We start from the raw sequence: 20259 nt of genomic DNA on the forward strand, positions 1-20259 counted from the left end.
ATTTCTCTAACTTCGTTAGAGTGTCAAGCGTGCCGATCTCCAGAGCCGACGTCGTCCAGGCCGCCGTCGAGGTGCTCGACGACGAGGGCCTGGCTGGGCTGACCCTGCGCGCGGTCGCGGGCCGCCTGGGCGTCAGCGCGCCGACGCTGTACTGGCACGTCAAGGACAAGCGGCACCTGCTCGACCTGATCGCCGAGCAGGTGCTGGCCGAGGTACCGGAGAGCACCCGCGCGCCGCGGGAGGGCGAATCGGTGCTCGAGTGGCTCGCGGAGAGCTTCCGCGTCCGCCGCGCGCTGCTGCTGTCCCACCGCGACAGCGTCCAGGTGGTGGCCGGCAACCGACCGACGGACGACGCCCTGCCCGAGATCGAGCGCACCCTCGCCGTGCTGGTGGGCGCCGGCCTGGAGCCCGGTGAGGCCGTGCGCGTGATCACCGCGCTCGGCTCGTTCCTCCTCGGCGACGTCCTCGAGACCCAGGCGGCGGCGGACCGGCCGCTCGAGGAGCCGCGCGTCGCCGACCTCAGCGCGTTCCCCACCGTGGTCGCGGCGACCCGTACCGCCGGTGGCGAGGATGAGCGGTTCGAGGACGGTCTGCGCCTCATGCTCGACGGCCTGCGACTACGCCTCGAACGGCGCGCCCGAACCCAGGACGGCACCGCGCCTCAGCCGGCGTAGTCGCGGGCGAACGCGGCGAACCGCCGCAGCAACGGACGGCAGCCGGCGTGGACCACCGGCTCGACCAGCGGCCACCCCAGTCCGCCGAGCACACCAGCGGCAGGTCCACCTGCCCGGTCCGGACGGATGCGCAGTTGGCTGTGCGAGGGTGATCTCGAGGGTGCCCGACCCCGGACCATCCGGCCGGTGTGCACGACCTCTGCATCGGTGCGTCGAGGTGCCGGTCGGGGATCTCGCGCAGGCGTCGAGGTCGTCGCCTGCGCGAGTGACGTCGTGATGACGAGCCATGCGACCGGAATCGGTGGTGATCACCGTCCGCGGGTGGCGGCTCCGGCCGTCGCCGGTGACCGACGCACCGGAGCGCCGACGTCGGCCTGCCTGTGGGGGTGCGCCATGACGGCGCTGCTGATCGGCTGTGCGCGGGTGTCCACCGACGCCCAGGACCTCACCGCCCAACGCGACGGGCTGCTCGCGCGCGGCGTCGACCCGGGTCGGGTCCAGGTCGACCACGGCCTGACCGGCACCGACCGCGAGCGCCCCGGACTGCGCGAGGCGCTGGCCGCCTGCCGCGAGGGTGACACCCTGGTGGTGACCGAGCTCGACCGACTGGCCCGCCCCTCGCCCCACGCCCGCGCCATCGCCGAAGAGCTCACCCGCCGGCAGGTCCGGCTCAGCCTCGGCGGGTCGGTGTACGACCCGCACGACCCGGTCGACCGGCTGCTGTTCGACGTGCTCGCGAGGGTCGCCGAGTTCGAGGCCGACCTGATCCGGCTGCGTACCGGGGGAGGATGCGCGTCGCGAAGGCCACGGGGAAGCCGCGCGGCGAGCAGCCCGAGCTCAACCCCCGCCAGGAGCCACCCCTCGTGGACCTCTTCCGGCGAGGTGAGCACAGCACCGCGGAACTGGCCCACCTGTCCGGCGTCGCTCGCTCCACCGTCTATCGCGCCCTGGAGCGCGACCGAACCCGCGGCCGGACGAACGGTCACCGGACAGCGGCCTTCAGCGCGGGCACGAGCAGACGTCCTCAGCCTCCATCGAGAGCCGGGTTGTCCCGCATGCTCGACCCCTGCGGGACAACCCGGTCGTGCAAGGCGACCTGCTCCCGGAGTTCCGCCGCAGGTCCTGCCTGTGAGACGGCCGCATCTGGCTCGGGAAGGCGTTCGATGGCCCCGCCTGACGGTCGGCTTGGGGGTCGTTGGATGAGAACGAGCGCCACCGACCGTCTTCCGCAGGGCGAGGAACTGATCCCCCAGGAGGGAGAGCGCACGTGACCGCATCGAAGAACACGCTGGCCCGGCGGATGTTCGAGCTCGTGGAGCCGATCGGCGTCATCCCCTACTCCGCGGACGAGCCCAACGAGGCGATGTTCGCCCTCGGGTTCACCAACTACTGGGACACCTACTTCGCCGGCCGAGCCGCTCCCCTCGGCGCCTCGGTCCCCGCCGCGGTGGTGCACGCGCTGTTCTACAACTTCGCGCCGGGCGAGGTGGCCCGCCACATCCCGAGTGTCTGGAGCACCACCACGCCCCAGGCCGCGATCGCCGCTCGGCAACAGGGCTGCGTGCAGGCGCTGCGCCGGATCCTCGGCGACCTCATCGACACCCCTGCGTTCGCCCGCGCCGTGGACCTGCTGACCGCCGCAGCCCTCGGCGCTCCGCTCGAGGGTCGACCGATGTGTGCCGCCCTGCGAACGCTGCCCGTGCCCGATGAGGCCGTGGCGCGGCTGTTCCACGCGGCGTCGTTGCTGCGCGAGCACCGGGGCGACGGGCACATCGCGGCGCTGATGGCCGAGGGCATCGGTGGGCTGGAAGCCCACGTCCTGGCCGCCTTGGACTCGGGGATGCCGGCGGAGGAGTTCGGCCGCATCCACCACCTGCCGGCCGCGCAGCTGTCCGCCCTCGTCGACGGCATGAAGGACCGGGGCCTCGTCGCCGATGACGGCGGCTTCACCCGGGCCGGCCGGGAGACCAAACAGCGCATCGAGGCGCTGACCGACGACCTCGCCGTCGCGCCGTACCTGGTCCTGGACGCGGCCGAGGTCGACGAGCTGACCGCGGCCCTCGAGCCCCTCGCCGCCGCGCTCGTCGCCGCCCAGGACTGGGGATGAGCCCTCCGCAGGAACAGGCGACGACGTCATCTCCCCACGATCGACCGTCGGGGGATGCCTCGCGCGTGACCTGCGGCGCGGCAGGTTGCCGTGGCCCAAGACGGGCGGCGGTCCAGCCGACGCCGAAGCGGCTGACCCGGCTGCAGGAGGCCGGCTCGCGTGTACAGGCCGAGCCGTCGCGCGACCTCCAGGGAGTGGACCCTGCCGGGTGGACGAGCGGAGGGTGCGCATCGTCCCGGAGGGCGCACGCGAGACGTCGGTGCTGCGCTCGGCCGACGTCGACGACGACGACGAGGACCAGCGCCGGCGCCAGCGCCGGCGTGGGCAGCGGTCGACCAGCGGGTCGTCATCCGGCCGCGCAGCACGTTCCGGCCGCGCAGCACGACGCCTCGCAGCGCCGTGGACCGAGTGGGGCTGCCGCTGGGGGTCCGTCCTCGGGAACGTGAGGAAGCGTCGGCCTGACCGGATCGCCTCCGGCTAGCGTCCCGTCCATGCCGATCAAGCTCGAGAACGTCGCCATCGCCGTCCGTGACCTCGACGCGGCGATCGCCTTCTTCACCGACCTCGGGCTGACCGTCCTGGGCCGGGACACGGTCAGTGGAGAGTGGACCGACACCGCCGTCGGCCTGGACGGCAACCACGCCAAGATCGCCATGCTGCAGACGCCGGACGGCAACGGTCGCCTCGAGCTCTTCGAGTACATCCATCCCGACGCGATCGAGACGGAACCCACCCGGCCCAACGAGATCGGCATGCACCGCGTCGCCTTCTCCGTCGACGACATCGACGAGGCTCTCCAGATCGCCGCCAGGCACGGCTGCCACCCGCTCCGCGGCGTGGCCACGTACGGCGACGTCTACAAGCTCACCTACGTCCGCGGCCCCAGCGGCATCATCGTGATGCTCGCCGAGCAGTTGGAGAAGAGCTGACTGCGGGGCGATGGCCGCGCGACCACGGGCACGCAGTGCACACCGTTGAGCGATCCCCTTCGGGACGCGGTGACCTCCGGCCGCCCAGGGTCTCGGACGTCGCCGTAGCCGGTTGCCTTCCGTACGCAGCATCCGCTCGGCGCGGTGGTCGACCGGCCCTCGGTGTGGTCCGACCGATCAGTTCTCCGCGCCGTGTCGGTCTGCACGCCGAACACCGACTCACGGGAGGCTCCGCCGTGCGGACACTGACCTTCGGCATGAACGTGAGCCTGGACGGCTACATCGCCGCACCCGGCGACGACCTCGGCTGGAGCTCACCGAGCGACGAGCTGTTCGGGTGGTGGTCCGACCGGGTGGGGGCCACGGGCCTGGCGCTGTACGGGCGCCGACTGTGGGAGACGATGAGCTCCCACTGGCCGACCGCCGACCAGCAGCCCGACGCCACCCCGGCGCACATCGAGTACGCCCGCCGCTGGCGGGACATGCCGAAGGCGGTGTTCTCCTCCACGATCAGCGCGGTCGACGGGGCCCGCCTGGTCACCGGCGACGCCATCACCGAGATCACCCGGCTCAAGACCGAGGACGGCGGCCCCATGGACATCGGCGGCGCCACCCTCGCCGCGGCGGCCATGCGAGCCGGGCTGATCGACGAGTACGCGATCGTCACCCACCCGGTCCTGGTCGGCGGCGGCACGCCGTTCTTCACCGCCCTGGACACCCGGGTGCACCTGGACCTGGTGCAGACCCGCACGTTCCCCGGCGGCGTGCTCCTGACCAGGTACACAACCAGGCGGTGACCCGATCCCGGACCGGCGCGGGCCCGTGCCACCCGGAGATCTCGTGGCCATCAGGGCATCCTTCACGAACGGGGCTCACCGGTCCCTGATGAAGGGTCCCGCCGAGGGTCTGCCGCTGCCGTCTGGCGGCGCTCGCGAGGGGCAGCCACCCGCGCCGGGAGGACGGAGATCGTCGTGACGGGACCTGTGCACCAGCGGTCGAAGGCGGCGCTGGACGCCGACATCCGCGCCCGGCGCCGCACCGCGCTGGTCGTCAACGTCCGGTCCCGTCGGGGACGCCGTTCCTTCGGGGCGGTGCACCAACGGCTGCAGGCGACCATGGAGCTGGTCGACGTGCGCCCGGTCGCCGACCCCCGGGGCCTGCCCGAGGCGCTCGCCGCCGCGGCCGACAGCGGCGCCGACCTCGTGGTGGTGGGCGGCGGCGACGGCACGCTGAGCGAAGCCGCGCACCAGCTCGCCCACCGCGACGTCTGCCTCGGCGTGGTCCCGCTCGGCACGACCAACAACTTCGCCCGCGGCCTCGGCCTGCCGCTCCGCCTGCCCGCTGCCCTGCGTGTGCTCACCGACGGCAAGGTCGCCGACGTCGACCTCGGCCACGTGGCCGGGCGACACTTCGCCAACCTGACCAGCCTGGGGCTGTCGGTGCAGGTCGCCGAGCACGTGCCGCACCGGCTCAAGCGGGTGCTCGGCCGCGCTGCCTACCCGCTGACCGCGCTGGCCCTGCTGCCCGGCCACCGGCCCTTCACCGCGCGCCTGCGCATCGGCGAGGAGGTCCATGAATTCGCGACCCACCAGCTCAACATCGCCAACGGCAGTCACCACGCCGGCCGGGCGATCGCCTCCGACACCGGCCTCGACGACCGCGAGCTGGTGGTGTACCGGCTCGGCGACGCCAACCGGCTCGGGCTGAGCCTCGCGACCGTCCGTCAGACGGTCATCGGGCCCCGCCGGCCGCTGGCCCGCACCCGGTTCCTCAGGGCCGGCGAGGTGTGGTTGGAGACCGACCCGCCCCTCGCGCTCGACGTCGACGGCGAGATCCGCGGACGCACGCCCGTGCGGATCGTGCTCGAGGCCAACGCGCTGCGGGTGATGGTCGGCACGGACTTCCCGGACCGCTGACCACCACCTCCCTCGCGGTCATGGGCCTCTCCTGGGACGAGGAGCGCCGGCTCCTCCCGCCACGGAGCAGGGTGAGTCGTCCGCACCGCCGCCCGCGGGCTCTCCTGCTCTGCGCGTCAGTGACCGCGCCGTGGCCATCGCTCGCGCCCCGCAGACGCGGACGTGGGCCGAGCGTCTCCACGACCCGCCTCCCGCGGTCGTCGAGGACTGCGGCGGCTACCGAGGGACCTGGGCGACAGGGCGGAGACGTTGTCCCGTAGAGGGGACGCACAACGGCGACGTTCGGGCGGAGCGGGCGGCCAACCGCCGGTGCCCCGCAGGGGATCCCGACCGATCCGGGCCGAGCGCCGGCCTCTGTGGATGACCGCGCCGACGACCTCGACCAGCCCACTTCAGCAGCGGTTCCGTCCGCACCCGGATGACCGGGGACAGGCAGCGCAGCCGCTCGGCGCACCCCTGACAGCTCTCGAGCACCGGCGCCGTCGACAGGCCGAACCACCGCCAGAGGCCGGGACTGGCGGCCGCTGGCCGAGCCGACCAGGACCGCCTGCCCCATCCCGCCCTTCCCCAGGCCCTAGCTGGAGCACGCCCGGTAGCCGATCCCTGGCGGGACGGCGGCCAGCTGGTTACAGCAGTCCTCCGGTGCGCCGGTAGCTGTTCGTCTTGCGGACAGCATCGAGGTGCATGACGAGCGCACCGATCAGTTGTCGTACGGCGACGGGTCTGTGCTGGCATGACTCCAGAGGAGCGGATCGAGGAGTGCACATGAACTGGACGTTGGAGGTCGTGGTCGTGCCGGTGGCCGACGTCGACCGAGCCAAGGCCTTCTACGCCGACCAGCTGGGCTTCACCATCGACCACGACATCAGCCCTCCAGGCCCGGGCGACCGGCTCGTCCAGCTGACGCCGCCGGGCTCCGGCTGCTCGATCGTGATCGGCGAGGGCGTCGTTCCGCACATGCCTCCAGGCTCCCTCCAGGGCCTCCAGCTGGTCGTCCCGGACATCGCTGAGGCACACGCGCAGCTCGTCGAGCGCGGAGTCGAGGTCAGCGAGATCCAGGCGTTGGGCGGCGACGCGGATGCGCTGCGTCAGGGCGGGACGGCACTCGACAACGTCGGGTTCGTGTTCTTCCGCGACCCGGACGGCAACGGCTGGGCCGTGCAGCAGATCTCCGCGCGAGGGTCTGTCTCGCCACCGGCAGCAGCGACGGCCGAGATCGGTTGACGACCCAGGGGATGGTGTGCCGTACGCCCATCCCCGGACGGGCGTCGGTCGGTGAGGGCGGCTCGCGGCTGCCGGAGCGCACGTCTTCACCTCTCCGGACAACACGGTGTACCAGGCGCCGAGGCTGGCGGGTGCCCGGCTGCTCGAAGGTGTCACAGCCGCGGCTGCTGTCTCGTCTCATCAGGTGTCCGTGATCCTCGACCAGGGAGCTGATCATGAGGGTGTTCGTCGCAGGGGCGACGGGAGCGATCGGTAGGCAGCTGGTGCCACGTCTGGTCGAGGCGGGTCATGAGGTTCATGGCATGACACGCCGCGAGTCCAAGCAGGCGATGCTCCGCGCGTTGGGTGCTTCACCGGTGGTCGCGGACGCGCTCGACCCTGATCAGGTCGCGGAGGCCGTGGGCAGGGCGCGGCCGGACGTGATCGTGCATCAACTGACCGCGATCGGTGCGTTGGACGTGCGTCACTTCGATCGCGACTTCGCGCGGACCAACCGCCTGCGGATCGAGGGCACGGACCATCTGCTCTCCGCCGGGCAGGCGGTGGGCGTGCGGCGGTTCGTGGCGCAGGGGATCGCGGGCTACGGCGCGTACGCGCGCACCGGTGCGCCGATCAAGACCGAGGAGGATCCGTTGGACCCCGCGCCCGCGCGGGAGATGCGCGAGACCCTGGCCGCGATCCGTCATCTCGAGCAGGCGGTCCTCGGCGCACGGTGGACAGAGGGGATCGTGCTGCGCTACGGCGCCTTCTACGGGCCGGGCACGTCGATGGCACCGGGCGGGCAGCAGCCCGAGCTGATCCGCAAGCGCAGGTTCCCGCTGGTCGGCGACGGCGGCGGCGTGTGGTCGTTCATCCACGTGGCCGACGCGGCGGAGGCGACGGTGGCGGCGGTCGAGCACGGCAGCCGCGGTGTCTACAACGTCGTCGACGATGACCCCGCCCCGGTCGCCGAGTGGCTGCCGGCGCTGGCGCAGGAGCTCGGTGCCAGGAAGCCGATGCGCGTGCCGCGGTTCATCGGACGGCTGTTCGCTGGTGAGGCCGGCGTGGTGATGATGACCGAGCTCCGCGGCGCCTCCAACGCAAAGGCCAAGCGCGAGCTGGGGTGGCGCCCGGCGCACCCGAGCTGGCGGCACGGGCTTGCCGCGGCATGACCGCCCGCGAGCGGCTGCTCGACGAGCTGCGGCCGGGCGCATCCGCGCTCGCCTACCGGATGCTCGGCAGCGTGGCCGAGGCCGACGACGTGGTGCAAGGAGCGCTGCTGCGGGGTGTACCAGGCGCTCGATGCGGGCGAGCAGATCGCGTCGCCACGCGCGTTCGTGGCCACCGTCACCACCCGGCTGGCGATCAACGAGCAGCGCTCCGCGCGTGCCCGCCGCGAGCGCTACGTCAGCCAGTGGCTGCCAGAGCCGATCATCACCGACGGCCACGATGATCCGGCCCGGCACGCCGAGACCGCCGACTCGCTGTCGCTGGCGATGCTGGTGCTGCTGGAGAGCCTCTCGTCCGAGCAGCGCGCCGTGCTGCTGCTCCGCGACGTGTTCGACGACAGGGATCACGAGATCGCGCGGATCATCGGCAGGAGCGAGGACAACGTGCGTCAGCTCGCCACCCGCGCCAGACGCCACGTCCAGCAGCGCCGGCCGCGCTTCCAGACGACGCGTGAGCAGCGTGACGAGTCGGCAGCCCGGTTCTTCGCGGCTGCCGAGCACGGCGATCTCGCCGGGCTCGAGGCGCTGTTCGCGCAGGACGTGGCACTGACTGGCGACGGCGGCGGCAAGGTTCCGGCGCTCGCGCGGGTGCTGCGCGGACGCAACCGTGTCGCGCGGACGGTCGTCAACTGGGTCCGGCGGGTCGCGCGCCTTCCGGGCGTGTCCCTGCTCCCTGTCGAGCTCAACGGCAGCCCGGGAGCGTTCCTCCTCGACGCACAGCAGCGGCTGATCGGCGCGTGCGCGATCGACATCGCCGAGGGCCAGATCACGAGCACCAGCGGGATCGTCAACCCCGACGAGCTGACGCACCTCGGGCCGGTCGGCGACCTGGCACTGCTGCTGACGTCGGCACGATGAGCTCCGATCGTGGCGCGGACATCGACGCCGCAGGGTCCCTGACCAGGCTGCGAGTGAGGGCCCGCTGCGTCGACGTCCGCGCGTCCCAATCGCCCCGACGGCGGCGTCCCGCACGGGAATCCCTCTCTGGTTGCCCAGAGGAGGTCGTCGAGGGGTCGTCGCTCACCCTGGGCCTCGGGCGATGTGGATGAACCTTCGACGTCGTCCGCCCGGGCAACACGGCCCACGGCGGACAGGGTCGTGACTTCCCCGTGGCCGGGCACGGCGAACTCGGCAGCGATGCCGTCTCTGTCGCCGGAACTGCCGGACGTGCAGGTCCAGGGCGCGGGCTTGCACGGTCATGTGAGCGACGGCCTGGCCCAGGTCGTGGAGCGCGAACTCGGAGTAGTCCCAGTCCGCCCAGCGGGCCGCCTCGAGCAGGAGATCGACCTCCGTCACGCTCAACTCGTGCAACGCGGCGGAGGTCGTAGGACTCCACCGACTGGCCAGGAGCGGATGAAGGCCGGGTGTAGCACAGTCGTCCGCCACTCACTCAGGCTCTCGCTCCACCACTTCCTCGCACTGAGCTGCAAGACCGGAAGCGGATCCGGTCGCGGAACGCCGTGGCTTCACTCAAGCCCGGCGTTGCCGCTGCTCGACGAGCCAACCGTGCAGGACGGTGGCGAGACGCTCAGGAGCGTCCAGCTGGATCAGGTGCCCTGCATCCCGGACGAGCTGCAGGCGCGCCCCGGGTATCGCCTCGGCCAGGGCATGAGCCCGGTCGACCGGAATCCAGGTGTCCTCGACGCCCCAGGCGACGAGTACGGGCAGCGCCAGTGAGCCGTACAGCGGCTGCACCTCGTCGGTGTGGGTCTGGTCGGCCTGAGCGATCTGTCGATAGAACGCCGCCTGGCCCAGCGATCCGAGCCACGGCCCGACCAGCATGCGCGTCTGGCGCTCGTCGAGGCCGCGATGGCTGGCTCCCGTGATGTAGGTGCGCACCACGCCCTCGTGCACAGCGGCCGGCAGAGCCGCGAAGACATCAGCGTTGTCGCGTACCAGGCGAAAGAACTCCGACCCCCAGGGGGCAAGCGCGACGACGTCGACCATGGCCAGGGAGCTGTAGAGCGCACCGTGCAGCAGGTGTGCGCGCAGCGCGACGGCGCCCCCGTAATCGTGGGCGATGAGGTGTGGCCGGTCCAGTTCCCAGTGGCCGATGAGGTCGCAGAGCAGCTCGCCTTGCACGTCGAGCGAGACACGGTGCTCAGCCTCCATCGAGGACTGGCCGTAGCCGGGCATGTCCCAGAGGTGGACCCGGAACTCGGAGCTCAGCGCATCAGCGAACGGACGCCAGAGCGCCGAGGACCACGGGGTGCCGTGGCAGAACACCACCGGTGGACCATCGCCCCAGGCGTCCCATCGCACCTGACGTCCTCGCCAGACGAAGGTCTGCTCGAGTTGCACCCGACGATCCTGGCAGGGCTCGAGTCCGGTCGTCGCGCCCTTCCACGCCGGGGCCGGGCCGGTGTGGACGCCCCTGCGGGTCGGGACTCCCGCGCCAGGGATGCTGTCGAGGTGCCTGCCGCCGCCCGCTCCCCCTCACCGGCTGCGCTGCTCACCGAGCCGCCGCGGGCGGGTCTGGACCTCGCCGTCCTGGCGGCTGCCTGGCCGGTGCTCGCAGCAGCCCGCCGCGGTGACGGGCACCCGGTGCTGGTGCTGCCGGGGCTGATGACCGGCGACCCCGCCACCGTGGTGCTCCGGACCGCGCTGCGCGCCCTCGGCCACGACGTGTCCGGCTGGGACCTGGGCACCAACCGCGGCCCGACGGGCCACGTCGTCGACTCGCTGCGCGCCCGACTCCAGCGGTTGCACCGGACCTCGGGACGGCGGGTCAGCCTGGTCGGCTGGAGTCTCGGCGGGCTCTACGCGCAGGAACTGGCGAGAGCCGCGCCGGGCAGCGTCCGCGGACTGGTCACCCTCGGCACGCCGGTGCTGCGATCGGCGCCCTGGGTCCGCACTGCCTCGGGGATCGTCGACGGCGGCACCCGCCTCCTGCGCGGGGCGGCCGCGCTACCCCGGCCCTGGGCCGAACGCGGCTCCCTGCGCGTGCCCGCGACGTCGGTCTACACGCGGGCCGACGGCATCGTGCACTGGTCGTCGTGTCGCTACGAGCTCCGCCCCCGGCGGGAGAACGTGCAGGTGCGCGGCAGCCACCTCGGCCTGGCCTGCAACCCGGCGGTGCTCTGGCTGCTGGCTGACCGGCTGGGGATGGCCGAGGGCACGTGGACACCGTTCCGCCCGCCACCCGGACTCAGCCTGCTCTTCCCCCGCCGTCGCTGACACGAGCAGCCCGCCCGTCATCGACGTCCCGCCAGGTACACCCGGCAGGTCGACCGGTACCGGGTCGTCCCCGATCGGGCCTGACCCGGTCGTCCGGGCCGTGCGGTGGGGTGTGCTTGCTCGGCTCACCGCGGTGGTGCGGGGCTCCTCGAACGGGGTCGAGGACGGCAGCCGAGGGCGGGGTGCCGCCGCGACGCTCTCGGACCTCGGCAGGGCCGGGTGAGCAGGGATCTCCCACGACCGGCCCGGGTCCCGCGCGGAGCCGGCCGGCGTGCCCGGACCGCCCCGCCCGGGGATGCTCGGGAGCCGAGGGGTCCGGACGGGACCGCGGCCGAGGAGGACACGGTGCAGGTCAGGGACGTCATGACACGCGAGGTCGTCACGGTGGGACCGGACACCTCCGCCAAGGACGTGGGCGCGGTGATGGCGGAGCGGGGCTTCGCCGCCGTCCCCGTCGTCGACGGCGGCGACCGGCTGGTCGGCATCGTCGCCGAGGTGGACGTGCTGCGCGACCGGGTGCCGCAGGACCCCCGGCTGCACCTGCGCCGTGCCGAGGACGCCGGCGCGCCGCCCCCGCCGGTGCTGGTGCGGGAGGTGATGACCGAGGCCGTGCGGACCGTCGAGCCCGGCTCGGACCTCGCCGACGTCGCCCGGCTGTTCGTCGACCACCGGCTGCGCAGCGCGCCGGTCCTCGACGGCGACCGGCTGGTCGGGATCGTCAGCCGCCGCGACCTGCTGCGCGCCCTGGTCCGGCCGGACGACGAGATCCGCCGCGACCTGCTGCGGCTGGTCGAGGGCTACACCGGGGAGCTGGACGCGTGGGACGTCTCGGTCGCCGAGGGCGTGGCCACCGTCCGGCGCACCCGCGGGGAGCCGCAGGGGCCCGCGGGGTCCGAGCAGCGCGCCCTCGAGGCGCTGGCCCGGACGGTCGGCGGGGTGGTCGGCGTCCGCGTGCCGTGACCCGCGCGGACGCGGGTGCCTAGGCGGCGTCGTCCTCCAGCGCCGCGGTGTCCTCCAGGGCGGTGTCCTCCAGGGCGGTGTCCTCCAGGGCGGTGTCCTCCAGGGCAGCGTCGAGAGCGGCGACCTCGTCCTCGATGCCGACCATGACCTCGTTGGTCTGCAGCGTCACCAGCCAGGCCAGCGCGTGGTCCTCGACCGGCCGGTCGGTGACCGCGGCGATGGCGTCGAGCTGGGCGGCGACCAGCCCGCGGGCGGCCTGGTAGACGTCCGCGGCGCTCACCGCGATCTGCTGCTCGGCCAGCCAGAGCCGTCCGTCGGACAGCACGCGCACCTCGCTCTGGCTGCCGACCCCCAGGTCTGCGGCCGCGCTCGTCAGGACGGACATGCCGGCACGCAGCTCGGTGAGGCGGCGGCTCGGGTCGGGGGACGACGGCATGGGCACTCCTCGGACGGGCCCGCAGGCCTCGGGTCGTGCACTCGGTGTCGGCACCGCGCCCGCACGTCCTGACCGCCGGTGGGGTGCCGTGGCGTTCGTGGGACGGGCGGGACGAACCGTTGCGCGCCCGGACCTCGGAGGATCCGCGCGCCGGGCCTCCTCTGCCGCCCTGGGCCGCGCACGACCTCCACCGGCCCACCTCCGTCGTTGCCCTCCGTAAGCGCGTCGTCCCGATGTGTGACCTAGGTTACGGCGACAACTTACATGACTGCACGTAACGTTTTGGCTGCGCTCAGCTAAACAGGAGCGCGGCGCCGGTCCGCCAAACCCTGCCCACCGGTCGCCTCCACGATTCCCCAGGGCAGGGGTGGGGGACCCACGTCCACGGCGCCACGGCCCTGCCGCTGTTCGCCTCGGGGTGAAGCCGCGTCCCGCGGCCGGGCACACCGATCGCCCGAACCCGACAGCTCACCTCGCCGGCGGTGATCGGAGATCACCATGCCCAAGCACCGCGCGCCCCGCTACGTCCGCACCAAGAAGGTCCTCGCCAAGGCCCCCGTCGCCGCCGGCGCCACCGCCGTCGGGCTCGGCGTCCTCAGCTCCCCGGCAGCTGCAGCCGCCACCACCACCCACGACTGGACCGGCGTCGCCCAGTGCGAGTCCGGCGGCAACTGGAGCATCAACACCGGCAACGGCTACTACGGCGGCCTGCAGTTCAGCCAGCCGACCTGGGCCGGCTACGGGGGCACCGACCTGGCACCCCGCGCCGACCTGGCGACGCCGGGCCAGCAGGTCCAGATCGCCGAGGAGGTCCTCGCCGGGCAGGGCATCGGCGCCTGGCCGACCTGCGGCAAGTACCTGACCGAGGGCACCACGCCGGCCGCCGCCGGGTCGGGCGCCACGTCGACCACCGCGTCCACCCCTGCCGCGACCACCGCGTCCACCACCGCCGAGACCACCGCCGCCGCGCCCGCCGCGGAGCAGCCGGCCGGCACCCCGGCGACGACCCAGGACGACGGCGACCGCTGGGACCACGACGCCGGGACCTCCGGCCGCCACGCCGCCTGGGGCGACTACACCGTCGAGCGTGGTGACACGCTGCGCACGATCGCCGCCGCCCACGGCCAGTCCTGGCGCGAGGTCTACCAGCGCAACGCCGACGTCATCGGCAGCAACCCGAACCGCATCACCCCCGGGGAGGTGCTGACGCTGACGGGCGCCGAGCAGGCCGCTCCGGCCCCGGCGTCCCCCGCCGCGACGACGGCCACCGCCGGCACGTCGGCGCCGTCGGCCACGACGACCCCCCTCGCCCAGACGGCCGTCGGCGCCGCGCACATCACCAACAGCGCCGGCGACGTCAAGCCGCAGGTACAGGCCGCCGCCGACGCGGTCGTGGCCAACGTCGCCGGTGCCGCCGACATCACCCTCGGCGGCACCCGCGCCAGCGCCGTCGACCCGAACGGCCACCCGTCGGGCCTGGCGCTGGACTACATGGTCCTGTCCGACACCGCCCTCGGCGACGCGATCGTCCAGTACCACATCGACCACTGGGAGGAGCTCGGCGTGGACTACGTCATCTACGAGCAGCGGATCCTCACCTCCCCGACCGGCTCCTGGACGCAGATGGAGGACCGCGGCAGCGTGACCGCGAACCACTTCGACCACGTCCACGTGAACTACACGGCCTGACCCACCCCGCCGGACACGACAGCGACCCCCTGCCCGGCGGGCAGGGGGTCGCTGTCGTGTCCGGCTCAGCAGCAGCGGCTGACGGGGTTGCGCTCCACCTCGTCGGCGCGGCGCCGCTCGAACTCCCGCCGGCTCACCGGCTCGTGCCCGTGCCGTGCGCAGTGCGCGAGGTAGTCGTCCCAGCGGGCCTCGCCGCTCCACTCCCGCAGGTACCAGCGCACCCCGCGCCAGGCCCGGCCGGCGAAGGCGACCGCGGCGCTCACGAGCGGTCCCTCCCGGCGCCGACCAGCCGCTCCTGCTCGGCCATGGCGCGCTTCTCCTCGGCCGTCGCGAACAGACCCGCGGGCTCGACGATGGTCGAGGGCACCGCCGGCTCCTCCGTCGTCGGGAGCGCGCCGCGGGTGCGGACCGCCCGGGCGACGACCACCAGCGCGTTGACGAAGACGACCAGCACCAGGAGGGCGAAGAACGCCTGCAGCACCCCGTTGATCGTCGAGTTGGTGACGACCTGCTGCATCTGGCCCACGTCCTGCGCCGGCGGGAGGACCTCACCGGCGTCGAGCGCGTCGGCGTACCGGGCGCGCTGGGCGAAGTAGCCGATCGCCGGGTTGTCGGAGAAGACCTTCTGCCAGCTCGCCGTCATGGTGACCACCAGGTCCCAGGCCAGCGGGACGGCGGTGATCCAGGCGTACCTGAGCTTGCCGTGCTTCACCAGCAGGACGGTCGCCAGGGTCAGCGCGATCGCGGCGAGCAGCTGGTTGGCGATGCCGAACAGCGGGAACAGCTGGTTGACCCCGCCCAGCGGGTCGGTGACGCCGATGTAGAGCATCGAGCCCCACAGGCCGACGACGACGGCGCTGGCGATGACGTTGCCCGGCCGCCACGACAGGTCACCGAAGCGCTTCCACACGTTGCCGACCGTGTCCTGCAGCATGAACCGGCCCACGCGGGTGCCGGCGTCGACGGCGGTGAGGATGAACAGCGCCTCGAACATGATCGCGAAGTGGTACCAGAACGCCTGCAGGTTCCCGCCGAAGGCGTTGTGGAAGATCTCGGAGATGCCGACGGCGAGCGTCGGGGCGCCGCCGGTGCGTGAGATCAGGCTCGGCTCCTGGACGGCGGCCGAGGCGGCGGCGAGGTCCTGGGCGGAGGTGGAGAAGCCCAGGCCGTTGACGAAGGCCGCCGCCGTCTCCGGGGTCCCGCCGGTGGCGCCGGCCGGGGCGTTCATCGCGAAGTACAGGCCCTGGTCGATGACGACGGCGGCGATGAGCGCGCTGATGGCCACGAAGGACTCCATCAGCATGCCGCCGTAGCCGATCAGGCGGACGTGGCTCTCCTTGGCCACCATCTTCGGCGTCGTCCCCGAGGAGATCAGGGCGTGGAAGCCCGACAGCGCGCCGCAGGCGATGGTGATGAAGACGAACGGGAACAGCGACCCGGCGAAGACCGGGCCGGTGCCCTCCTTGGCGAACTGGGTGACCGCGTCGGCCTGCAGCACCGGGCGGGCGATCAGCAGCCCGACCGCCAGCAGGACGATGACGCCGACCTTCATGAACGTGGACAGGTAGTCCCGCGGGGTCAGCAGCAGCCAGACCGGCAGCACCGAGGCCACGAACCCGTAGACCACCAGGGCGACGACCAGCCACTCCTTGGACAGGGTCAGGGCGTCGGCCAGGCCGGTGCCCTCGATCCAGCCGCCGCCGACGATGGCCAGCAGCAGCAGGACGACGCCGATGCCGGTGGCCTCCAGGACCCGGCCGGGCCGCAGCACCCGCAGGTAGACGCCCATGAACAGGGCGATGGGGATGGTCAGCGCGATGGAGAAGACGCCCCACGGCGACTCGGCCAGCGCGTTGACCACGATCAGCGCCAGGACCGCGAGGATGAGGATCATGATCGCGAAGACGGCGATCAGCGCGGCGACGCCGCCGACGATGCCGATCTCCTCGCGGACCATCTGGCCGAGGCTCTTGCCGTTGCGCCGCATCGAGAAGAACAGGACGACCATGTCCTGCACGGCGCCGGCGAAGATCACGCCGACGACGATCCAGATGGTGCCGGGTAGGTAGCCCATCTGGGCGGCCAGCACCGGGCCGACCAGCGGGCCGGCGCCGGCGATCGCGGCGAAGTGGTGCCCGAAGAGCACCCGCCGGTCGGTGACGTCGAAGTCGACGCCGTTGTGCAGCCGCTCGGCCGGGGTGGCCCGCCGGTCGTCGACGCCCAGCGCCCGGTAGGCGATGAACCGCGAGTAGAAGCGGTAGGCGATGGCGTAGGAGGCCAGCGCGGCGAAGAGGATCCACAGCGCCGAGACCGACTCGCCGCGGGCCAGCGCGAGCACCGTCCACGCGACGGCGCCGACGATCGCCACCGCCGTCCACACCAGGACGCTCCTGACCGACGGCCGGCGACGGCCGGCTCCTCCGGGAGGTCCTCCGTCGGTGTCTGGCCTGCTGACGGTGGTGGACACGGGCCCCTCCTCGCGTGCGCGGACGGCGCCGGGACGACGCCGTCCTCTGGACGGGTCCGAGCATGGCTGGTGCCCGGACGGCGCCACCACACAGGGGTGGGACCGTGACCGCCCCGTGACCGGGGACCCCTCGCCGCCATCGCTTCCCGGCGCGCCACGGGGGCCCGCGCAGGGCCGGGGTCAGTAGCCCCAGACCTCCTGGGCGACCTCGACGACCAGCGCGAGCTTGGCGACCTGCTCGTCGCGGGTGAGCGCGTTGCCCTCGACGGTGGAGGAGAAGCCGCACTGCGGCGAGAGCGCGAGCTGCTCGAGCGGCACGAACCGGGCGGCCTCGTCGATGCGCCGCTTGAGGTCGTCCTTGCTCTCCAGTTCGGGCCGCTTGGTCGTCACCAGGCCCAGCACCACCCGCTTGCCCGGCGGCACGAACCGCAGCGGCTCGAAGCCGCCGGAGCGGGCGTCGTCGTACTCGAGGAAGAAGCCGTCGACCTCCAGCCCGCCGAACAGGGCCTCGGCGACGAAGTCGTAGCCGCCCTCGGCCACCCAGGAGGAGCGGAAGTTGCCGCGGCACATGTGGGTGGTGACCGTCAGGGTGTCCGGGCGGCCGGCCAGCGCGGCGTTGATCTGCCGGATGTAGCGCTCGTGCTGGTGCTCGGCGTCGCGGCCCTGGGCGGCGAGCTCGGCCCGCTGCGCCGGGTCGTTGAGGTAGGCCAGGCTGGTGTCGTCGAGCTGCAGGTAGCGGCAGCCCATCGCGGCCACGCCCCGCACCTGCGAGGCGTAGGCGGCCGACAGCGCGTCCCAGAAGGCGTCCTCGTCGGGGTAGACGGCCGGGTCGATCGCCGCCGCCCCGCCGCGGTAGTGGACCATCGACGGCGAGGGGATGGTCAGCTTCGCCGTCTGCCCCTCCCCCACCACCGACTGCAGGTACGCGAGGTCGGCGCCGAAGATCGGCTCCCCGATCGACAGCGGGCCGTCGACGTGCAGCCCGGCCGGGGTGAAGTCGATCGTCCCGTCGGCGTTCCGGAAGTGGACGACGATGTCCTCGCCGGTCACCTTGCTGATGCCGTCGATGGCGTAGATGAAGTCCATGTGCCACGAAGCGCGGCGGAACTCGCCGTCGGTGGCGGTACGCAGCCCGACGTCGCCCTGCAGCCGGACGACGTCGGCGATGGCCGCGTCCTCGATCCCGCGCAGCTCGGCGTCGTCGATCTCCCCGGCGGCGTGCCGGGCGCGCGCCTCCAGCAGCGACGACGGGCGCAGCAGGCTGCCGACGTGGTCGGCGCGGAACGGCGGTCCGGAGACGTCAGTCATGCCCTGCAGCCTCGTCCCCCGGCTGCTCCTCCGCAGCCTGCGACCAGGGCCGGACGCCGGAGTCTCCGGACACCAGCCGTTCCGCGGCGGCGTACACCAGCAGGCCCGGGATGATCAGCAGCGTCGGCGGCAGGACCAGCGGTGCGGCCAGGACGGTGATCGCCAGCACCCCGGGAGCGCTGAGCAGCCAGCCGCGCCGGCGTTCGGGGTTGCCCAGCGCCCCCCACCGGACGCCGGTCCACATGATCCAGCGCAGCAGCACCGGCACGCCGGCCTCCCGCATCACCCGCCGGAAGATCCCGTCGGCCTGGCGGGAGGTGACCACGCCGGTGCGGATGCCCACCCGGCACAGCCAGTCGTGCAGCACCGCGGCCAGCGTGTAGCGGCCCGACCGCGGCACCAGCCAGGTCACCGGGCGCGGGACGCTGGCCAGGTCGGTGTCGAAGCCCGCGGGGACGACGAAGCGGTCGCGGGCGCCGACGTAGGACAGTGGCTCGACCAGCGTCCAGCCGTCGGGCCCGGCGGTGCGCAGGACCGCGGAGGGTGGGTCGAAGGGCACCCCGCGATTCTGCGCCGCCCGGGCCGGCAGCCCGTCAGGAGCGCGGCCGCGCCGCGCCCTCGGCCCGGGTGCCCGGCCGGCGGGCCGCCAGCGGGCTGGCGACGTCCTCGAGCGACCTGCCCTCCGCGTCGACGCCGAGGAAGGCCGCCACGACTCCGCCGAGGACCATCACGCCGGCGCCGATCAGGTAGCCGGCGAACAGCGGACCGGTCGACTCGCCCTCGCCGATGAGCTTGCCGTAGAACCACGGCCCGAACGCGCCGAAGAGCTGGGCGATGGCGAAGAAGACGGCGATGGCCTTGGCCCGCACCTCCAGCGGGAAGATCTCGCTGACGGTCAGGTAGGCCGAGCTGGCCCCGGCCGAGGCGAAGAAGAAGATGATCGACCAGGCGATCGTCTGGGTGATCGCGTTGAGGACGCCGGCCTGGAACAGCACGGCGGTGACCGCCAGCAACGCGCCGGACAGGATGTAGGTGAACGCGATCATCCTGCGGCGGCCGACGGTGTCGAACAGGTGCCCCAGGACGAACGGGCCGGCCAGGTTGCCCACGGCGAAGGCGATGAAGAACAGCGGCACCGACCCGGTGGAGACGCCGAAGAAGTTCGTCAGGACCAGCGCGTAGGTGAAGAAGATCGCGTTGTAGAGGAACGACTGGGTGATCATCAGCGTCGCGCCGAGGACCGCGCGGCCGGGGAACTCGCGGAAGAGCACGCGCAGCAGCGCCAGGTAGCCGATGTCGGCGGCGGGCTCGAGGTCGATGGCCCTGCTCTCGTCGACGGCGGGCAGCCGCACGCCGGTCTGCTCGACCTCCTCCTCGATGTAGCGGATCGACTCCTCGGCCTCCCGCTCGTGGCCGTGCATGACCTGCCAGCGCGGGCTCTCGGGCAGGTGCCGGCGGACCACCAGGATCACCAGGCCGAGCACCGGGCCGATCAGGAACGCCAGCCGCCAGCCGAGGCCGACGTCCACCACGTTGAGGAAGACGAACGTCCCGAGGGTGCCGAGGACGGCGCCGCCCCAGTAGGTGCCGTTGACGGCGATGTCGACCCGGCCGCGGTAGCGGGCGGGGATGAGCTCGTCGATCGCGGAGTTGATGGCGGCGTACTCGCCGCCGATGCCCATGCCGGCGACGAAGCGGGTGAGGTAGAGGAACCACACCCAACCGGTGCCGTTGCCCAGGGTCAGCGCGGTGAGGCCGCTGCCGACCAGGTACACCGCCAAGGTGACCATGAAGAGGTTCCGCCGGCCCAGCCGGTCGGAGAGGTTGCCGAAGAGCAGCGCCCCGAAGACCTCGCCGAGCAGGTAGACGGTCGCGATCAGGCCGGCCTGCGCCGAGGTGAAGTGCAGCGTCTCGGGCTCGGTGAGCACGGCGGTGACGGAGCTCGCGACGGTGATCTCGAGCCCGTCGAGGATCCAGGCCACGCCGAGCGCGACGACCATCCGGGTGTGGAACGGCGACCAGGGCAGCCGGTCGATGCGGGCGGGGATGAGGCTGCGGATGGCGCCGGGCGCCTCGGCCGGCTGGGACAGGCTCGTCATCGAGGACCTCCGGATCGCGGAACCGGACCGCCCCCTACCCCGGTGAGCACTGGTTGACGCAACCA

The 20259-nt window shown here is 72.9% G+C and carries 19 protein-coding genes and 1 riboswitch; of the genes, 12 read left to right on the forward strand and 7 right to left on the reverse strand.

What is annotated here, in order from left to right:
- Window positions 1-29 precede the first annotated feature (29 nt).
- From ACWIZO_RS24010 to ACWIZO_RS24050, 9 genes are all read left to right on the forward strand, one after another.
- Window positions 30-674, forward strand: coding sequence for a TetR/AcrR family transcriptional regulator C-terminal domain-containing protein (locus tag ACWIZO_RS24010; RefSeq protein WP_448640102.1), 645 nt, complete (start codon window positions 30-32; stop codon window positions 672-674).
- 393 nt (window positions 675-1067) lie between these two features.
- Complete coding sequence (locus ACWIZO_RS24015; RefSeq protein ID WP_448640103.1) at window positions 1068-1877, forward strand: recombinase family protein; 810 nt, start codon at window positions 1068-1070, stop codon at window positions 1875-1877.
- Between the two features lie 64 nt (window positions 1878-1941).
- Window positions 1942-2781, forward strand: a complete 840-nt coding sequence (locus tag ACWIZO_RS24020; protein WP_448640104.1) for an SCO6745 family protein — start codon at window positions 1942-1944, stop codon at window positions 2779-2781.
- A 491-nt stretch (window positions 2782-3272) separates the two neighbouring features.
- The gene (locus ACWIZO_RS24025; protein WP_448640105.1) at window positions 3273-3710 is read left to right on the forward strand and encodes a VOC family protein; all 438 of its coding nucleotides are present in this window, start codon (window positions 3273-3275) and stop codon (window positions 3708-3710) included.
- 236 nt (window positions 3711-3946) lie between these two features.
- Window positions 3947-4507: a dihydrofolate reductase family protein gene (locus ACWIZO_RS24030; protein ID WP_448640106.1), complete on the forward strand. Its 561-nt coding sequence runs from the start codon at window positions 3947-3949 to the stop codon at window positions 4505-4507.
- 174 nt (window positions 4508-4681) lie between these two features.
- Window positions 4682-5626 (forward strand): diacylglycerol/lipid kinase family protein, encoded by a 945-nt coding sequence (locus tag ACWIZO_RS24035; RefSeq protein ID WP_448640107.1) that lies wholly within the window; start codon window positions 4682-4684, stop codon window positions 5624-5626.
- 684 nt (window positions 5627-6310) lie between these two features.
- Window positions 6311-6850, forward strand: a complete 540-nt coding sequence (locus ACWIZO_RS24040; protein ID WP_448640108.1) for a VOC family protein — start codon at window positions 6311-6313, stop codon at window positions 6848-6850.
- Window positions 6851-7065: 215 nt separating this feature from the next.
- Window positions 7066-8001 carry an NAD-dependent epimerase/dehydratase family protein gene (locus tag ACWIZO_RS24045; protein ID WP_448640109.1) on the forward strand — a complete coding sequence of 312 codons (936 nt, stop codon included), beginning with the start codon at window positions 7066-7068 and terminating at the stop codon, window positions 7999-8001.
- A 114-nt stretch (window positions 8002-8115) separates the two neighbouring features.
- Window positions 8116-8916 (forward strand): sigma factor-like helix-turn-helix DNA-binding protein, encoded by an 801-nt coding sequence (locus ACWIZO_RS24050; protein ID WP_448640110.1) that lies wholly within the window; start codon window positions 8116-8118, stop codon window positions 8914-8916.
- Between the two features lie 612 nt (window positions 8917-9528).
- Here the strand turns inward: ACWIZO_RS24050 and ACWIZO_RS24055 are convergent.
- On the reverse strand, window positions 9529-10359 hold the full coding sequence (locus ACWIZO_RS24055; RefSeq protein ID WP_448640111.1) for an alpha/beta fold hydrolase: 831 nt from the start codon (window positions 10357-10359) through the stop codon (window positions 9529-9531).
- 111 nt (window positions 10360-10470) lie between these two features.
- On the opposite strand from ACWIZO_RS24055, the gene ACWIZO_RS24060 reads away from it, so the two are divergent.
- Window positions 10471-11235 (forward strand): esterase/lipase family protein, encoded by a 765-nt coding sequence (locus ACWIZO_RS24060; protein ID WP_448640112.1) that lies wholly within the window; start codon window positions 10471-10473, stop codon window positions 11233-11235.
- 345 nt (window positions 11236-11580) lie between these two features.
- Window positions 11581-12195 carry a CBS domain-containing protein gene (locus ACWIZO_RS24065; protein ID WP_448640113.1) on the forward strand — a complete coding sequence of 205 codons (615 nt, stop codon included), beginning with the start codon at window positions 11581-11583 and terminating at the stop codon, window positions 12193-12195.
- A gap of 19 nt (window positions 12196-12214) precedes the next feature.
- Here the strand turns inward: ACWIZO_RS24065 and ACWIZO_RS24070 are convergent, their stop codons facing one another.
- Window positions 12215-12631 (reverse strand): hypothetical protein, encoded by a 417-nt coding sequence (locus ACWIZO_RS24070; RefSeq protein WP_448640114.1) that lies wholly within the window; start codon window positions 12629-12631, stop codon window positions 12215-12217.
- Between the two features lie 331 nt (window positions 12632-12962).
- A riboswitch (cyclic di-AMP (ydaO/yuaA leader) is annotated at window positions 12963-13128 on the forward strand.
- Between the two features lies 1 nt (window position 13129).
- Here ACWIZO_RS24070 and ACWIZO_RS24075 point away from each other — a divergent pair.
- Window positions 13130-14320 (forward strand): transglycosylase family protein, encoded by a 1191-nt coding sequence (locus tag ACWIZO_RS24075; RefSeq protein WP_448640115.1) that lies wholly within the window; start codon window positions 13130-13132, stop codon window positions 14318-14320.
- Between the two features lie 65 nt (window positions 14321-14385).
- On the opposite strand, the gene ACWIZO_RS24080 is transcribed toward ACWIZO_RS24075, so the two are convergent.
- The 5 genes from ACWIZO_RS24080 to ACWIZO_RS24100 form a co-directional block, all read right to left on the reverse strand.
- Window positions 14386-14583, reverse strand: a complete 198-nt coding sequence (locus ACWIZO_RS24080; RefSeq protein ID WP_448640116.1) for a YbdD/YjiX family protein — start codon at window positions 14581-14583, stop codon at window positions 14386-14388.
- A complete protein-coding gene (locus tag ACWIZO_RS24085) occupies window positions 14580-16700 on the reverse strand; it encodes a carbon starvation CstA family protein (protein ID WP_448640117.1) in 2121 nt (706 codons plus the stop codon). The genes ACWIZO_RS24080 and ACWIZO_RS24085 overlap by 4 nt, the downstream gene beginning before the upstream one ends.
- A 267-nt stretch (window positions 16701-16967) precedes the next feature.
- Window positions 16968-18095 carry a 5-methyltetrahydropteroyltriglutamate--homocysteine S-methyltransferase gene (locus ACWIZO_RS24090; RefSeq protein ID WP_448640118.1) on the reverse strand — a complete coding sequence of 376 codons (1128 nt, stop codon included), beginning with the start codon at window positions 18093-18095 and terminating at the stop codon, window positions 16968-16970.
- Entirely contained in the window at window positions 18088-18654 is a 567-nt protein-coding gene (locus tag ACWIZO_RS24095; RefSeq protein ID WP_448640119.1) for a DUF1353 domain-containing protein, read from the reverse strand. Before ACWIZO_RS24095 ends, ACWIZO_RS24090 begins: the two co-directional genes overlap by 8 nt.
- Before the next feature lie 34 nt (window positions 18655-18688).
- The gene (locus tag ACWIZO_RS24100) at window positions 18689-20194 is read right to left on the reverse strand and encodes an MFS transporter (protein WP_448640120.1); all 1506 of its coding nucleotides are present in this window, start codon (window positions 20192-20194) and stop codon (window positions 18689-18691) included.
- Between the last annotated feature and the right edge of the window lie 65 nt (window positions 20195-20259).

It is taken from the genome of Geodermatophilus sp. URMC 63, from assembly GCF_053502565.1.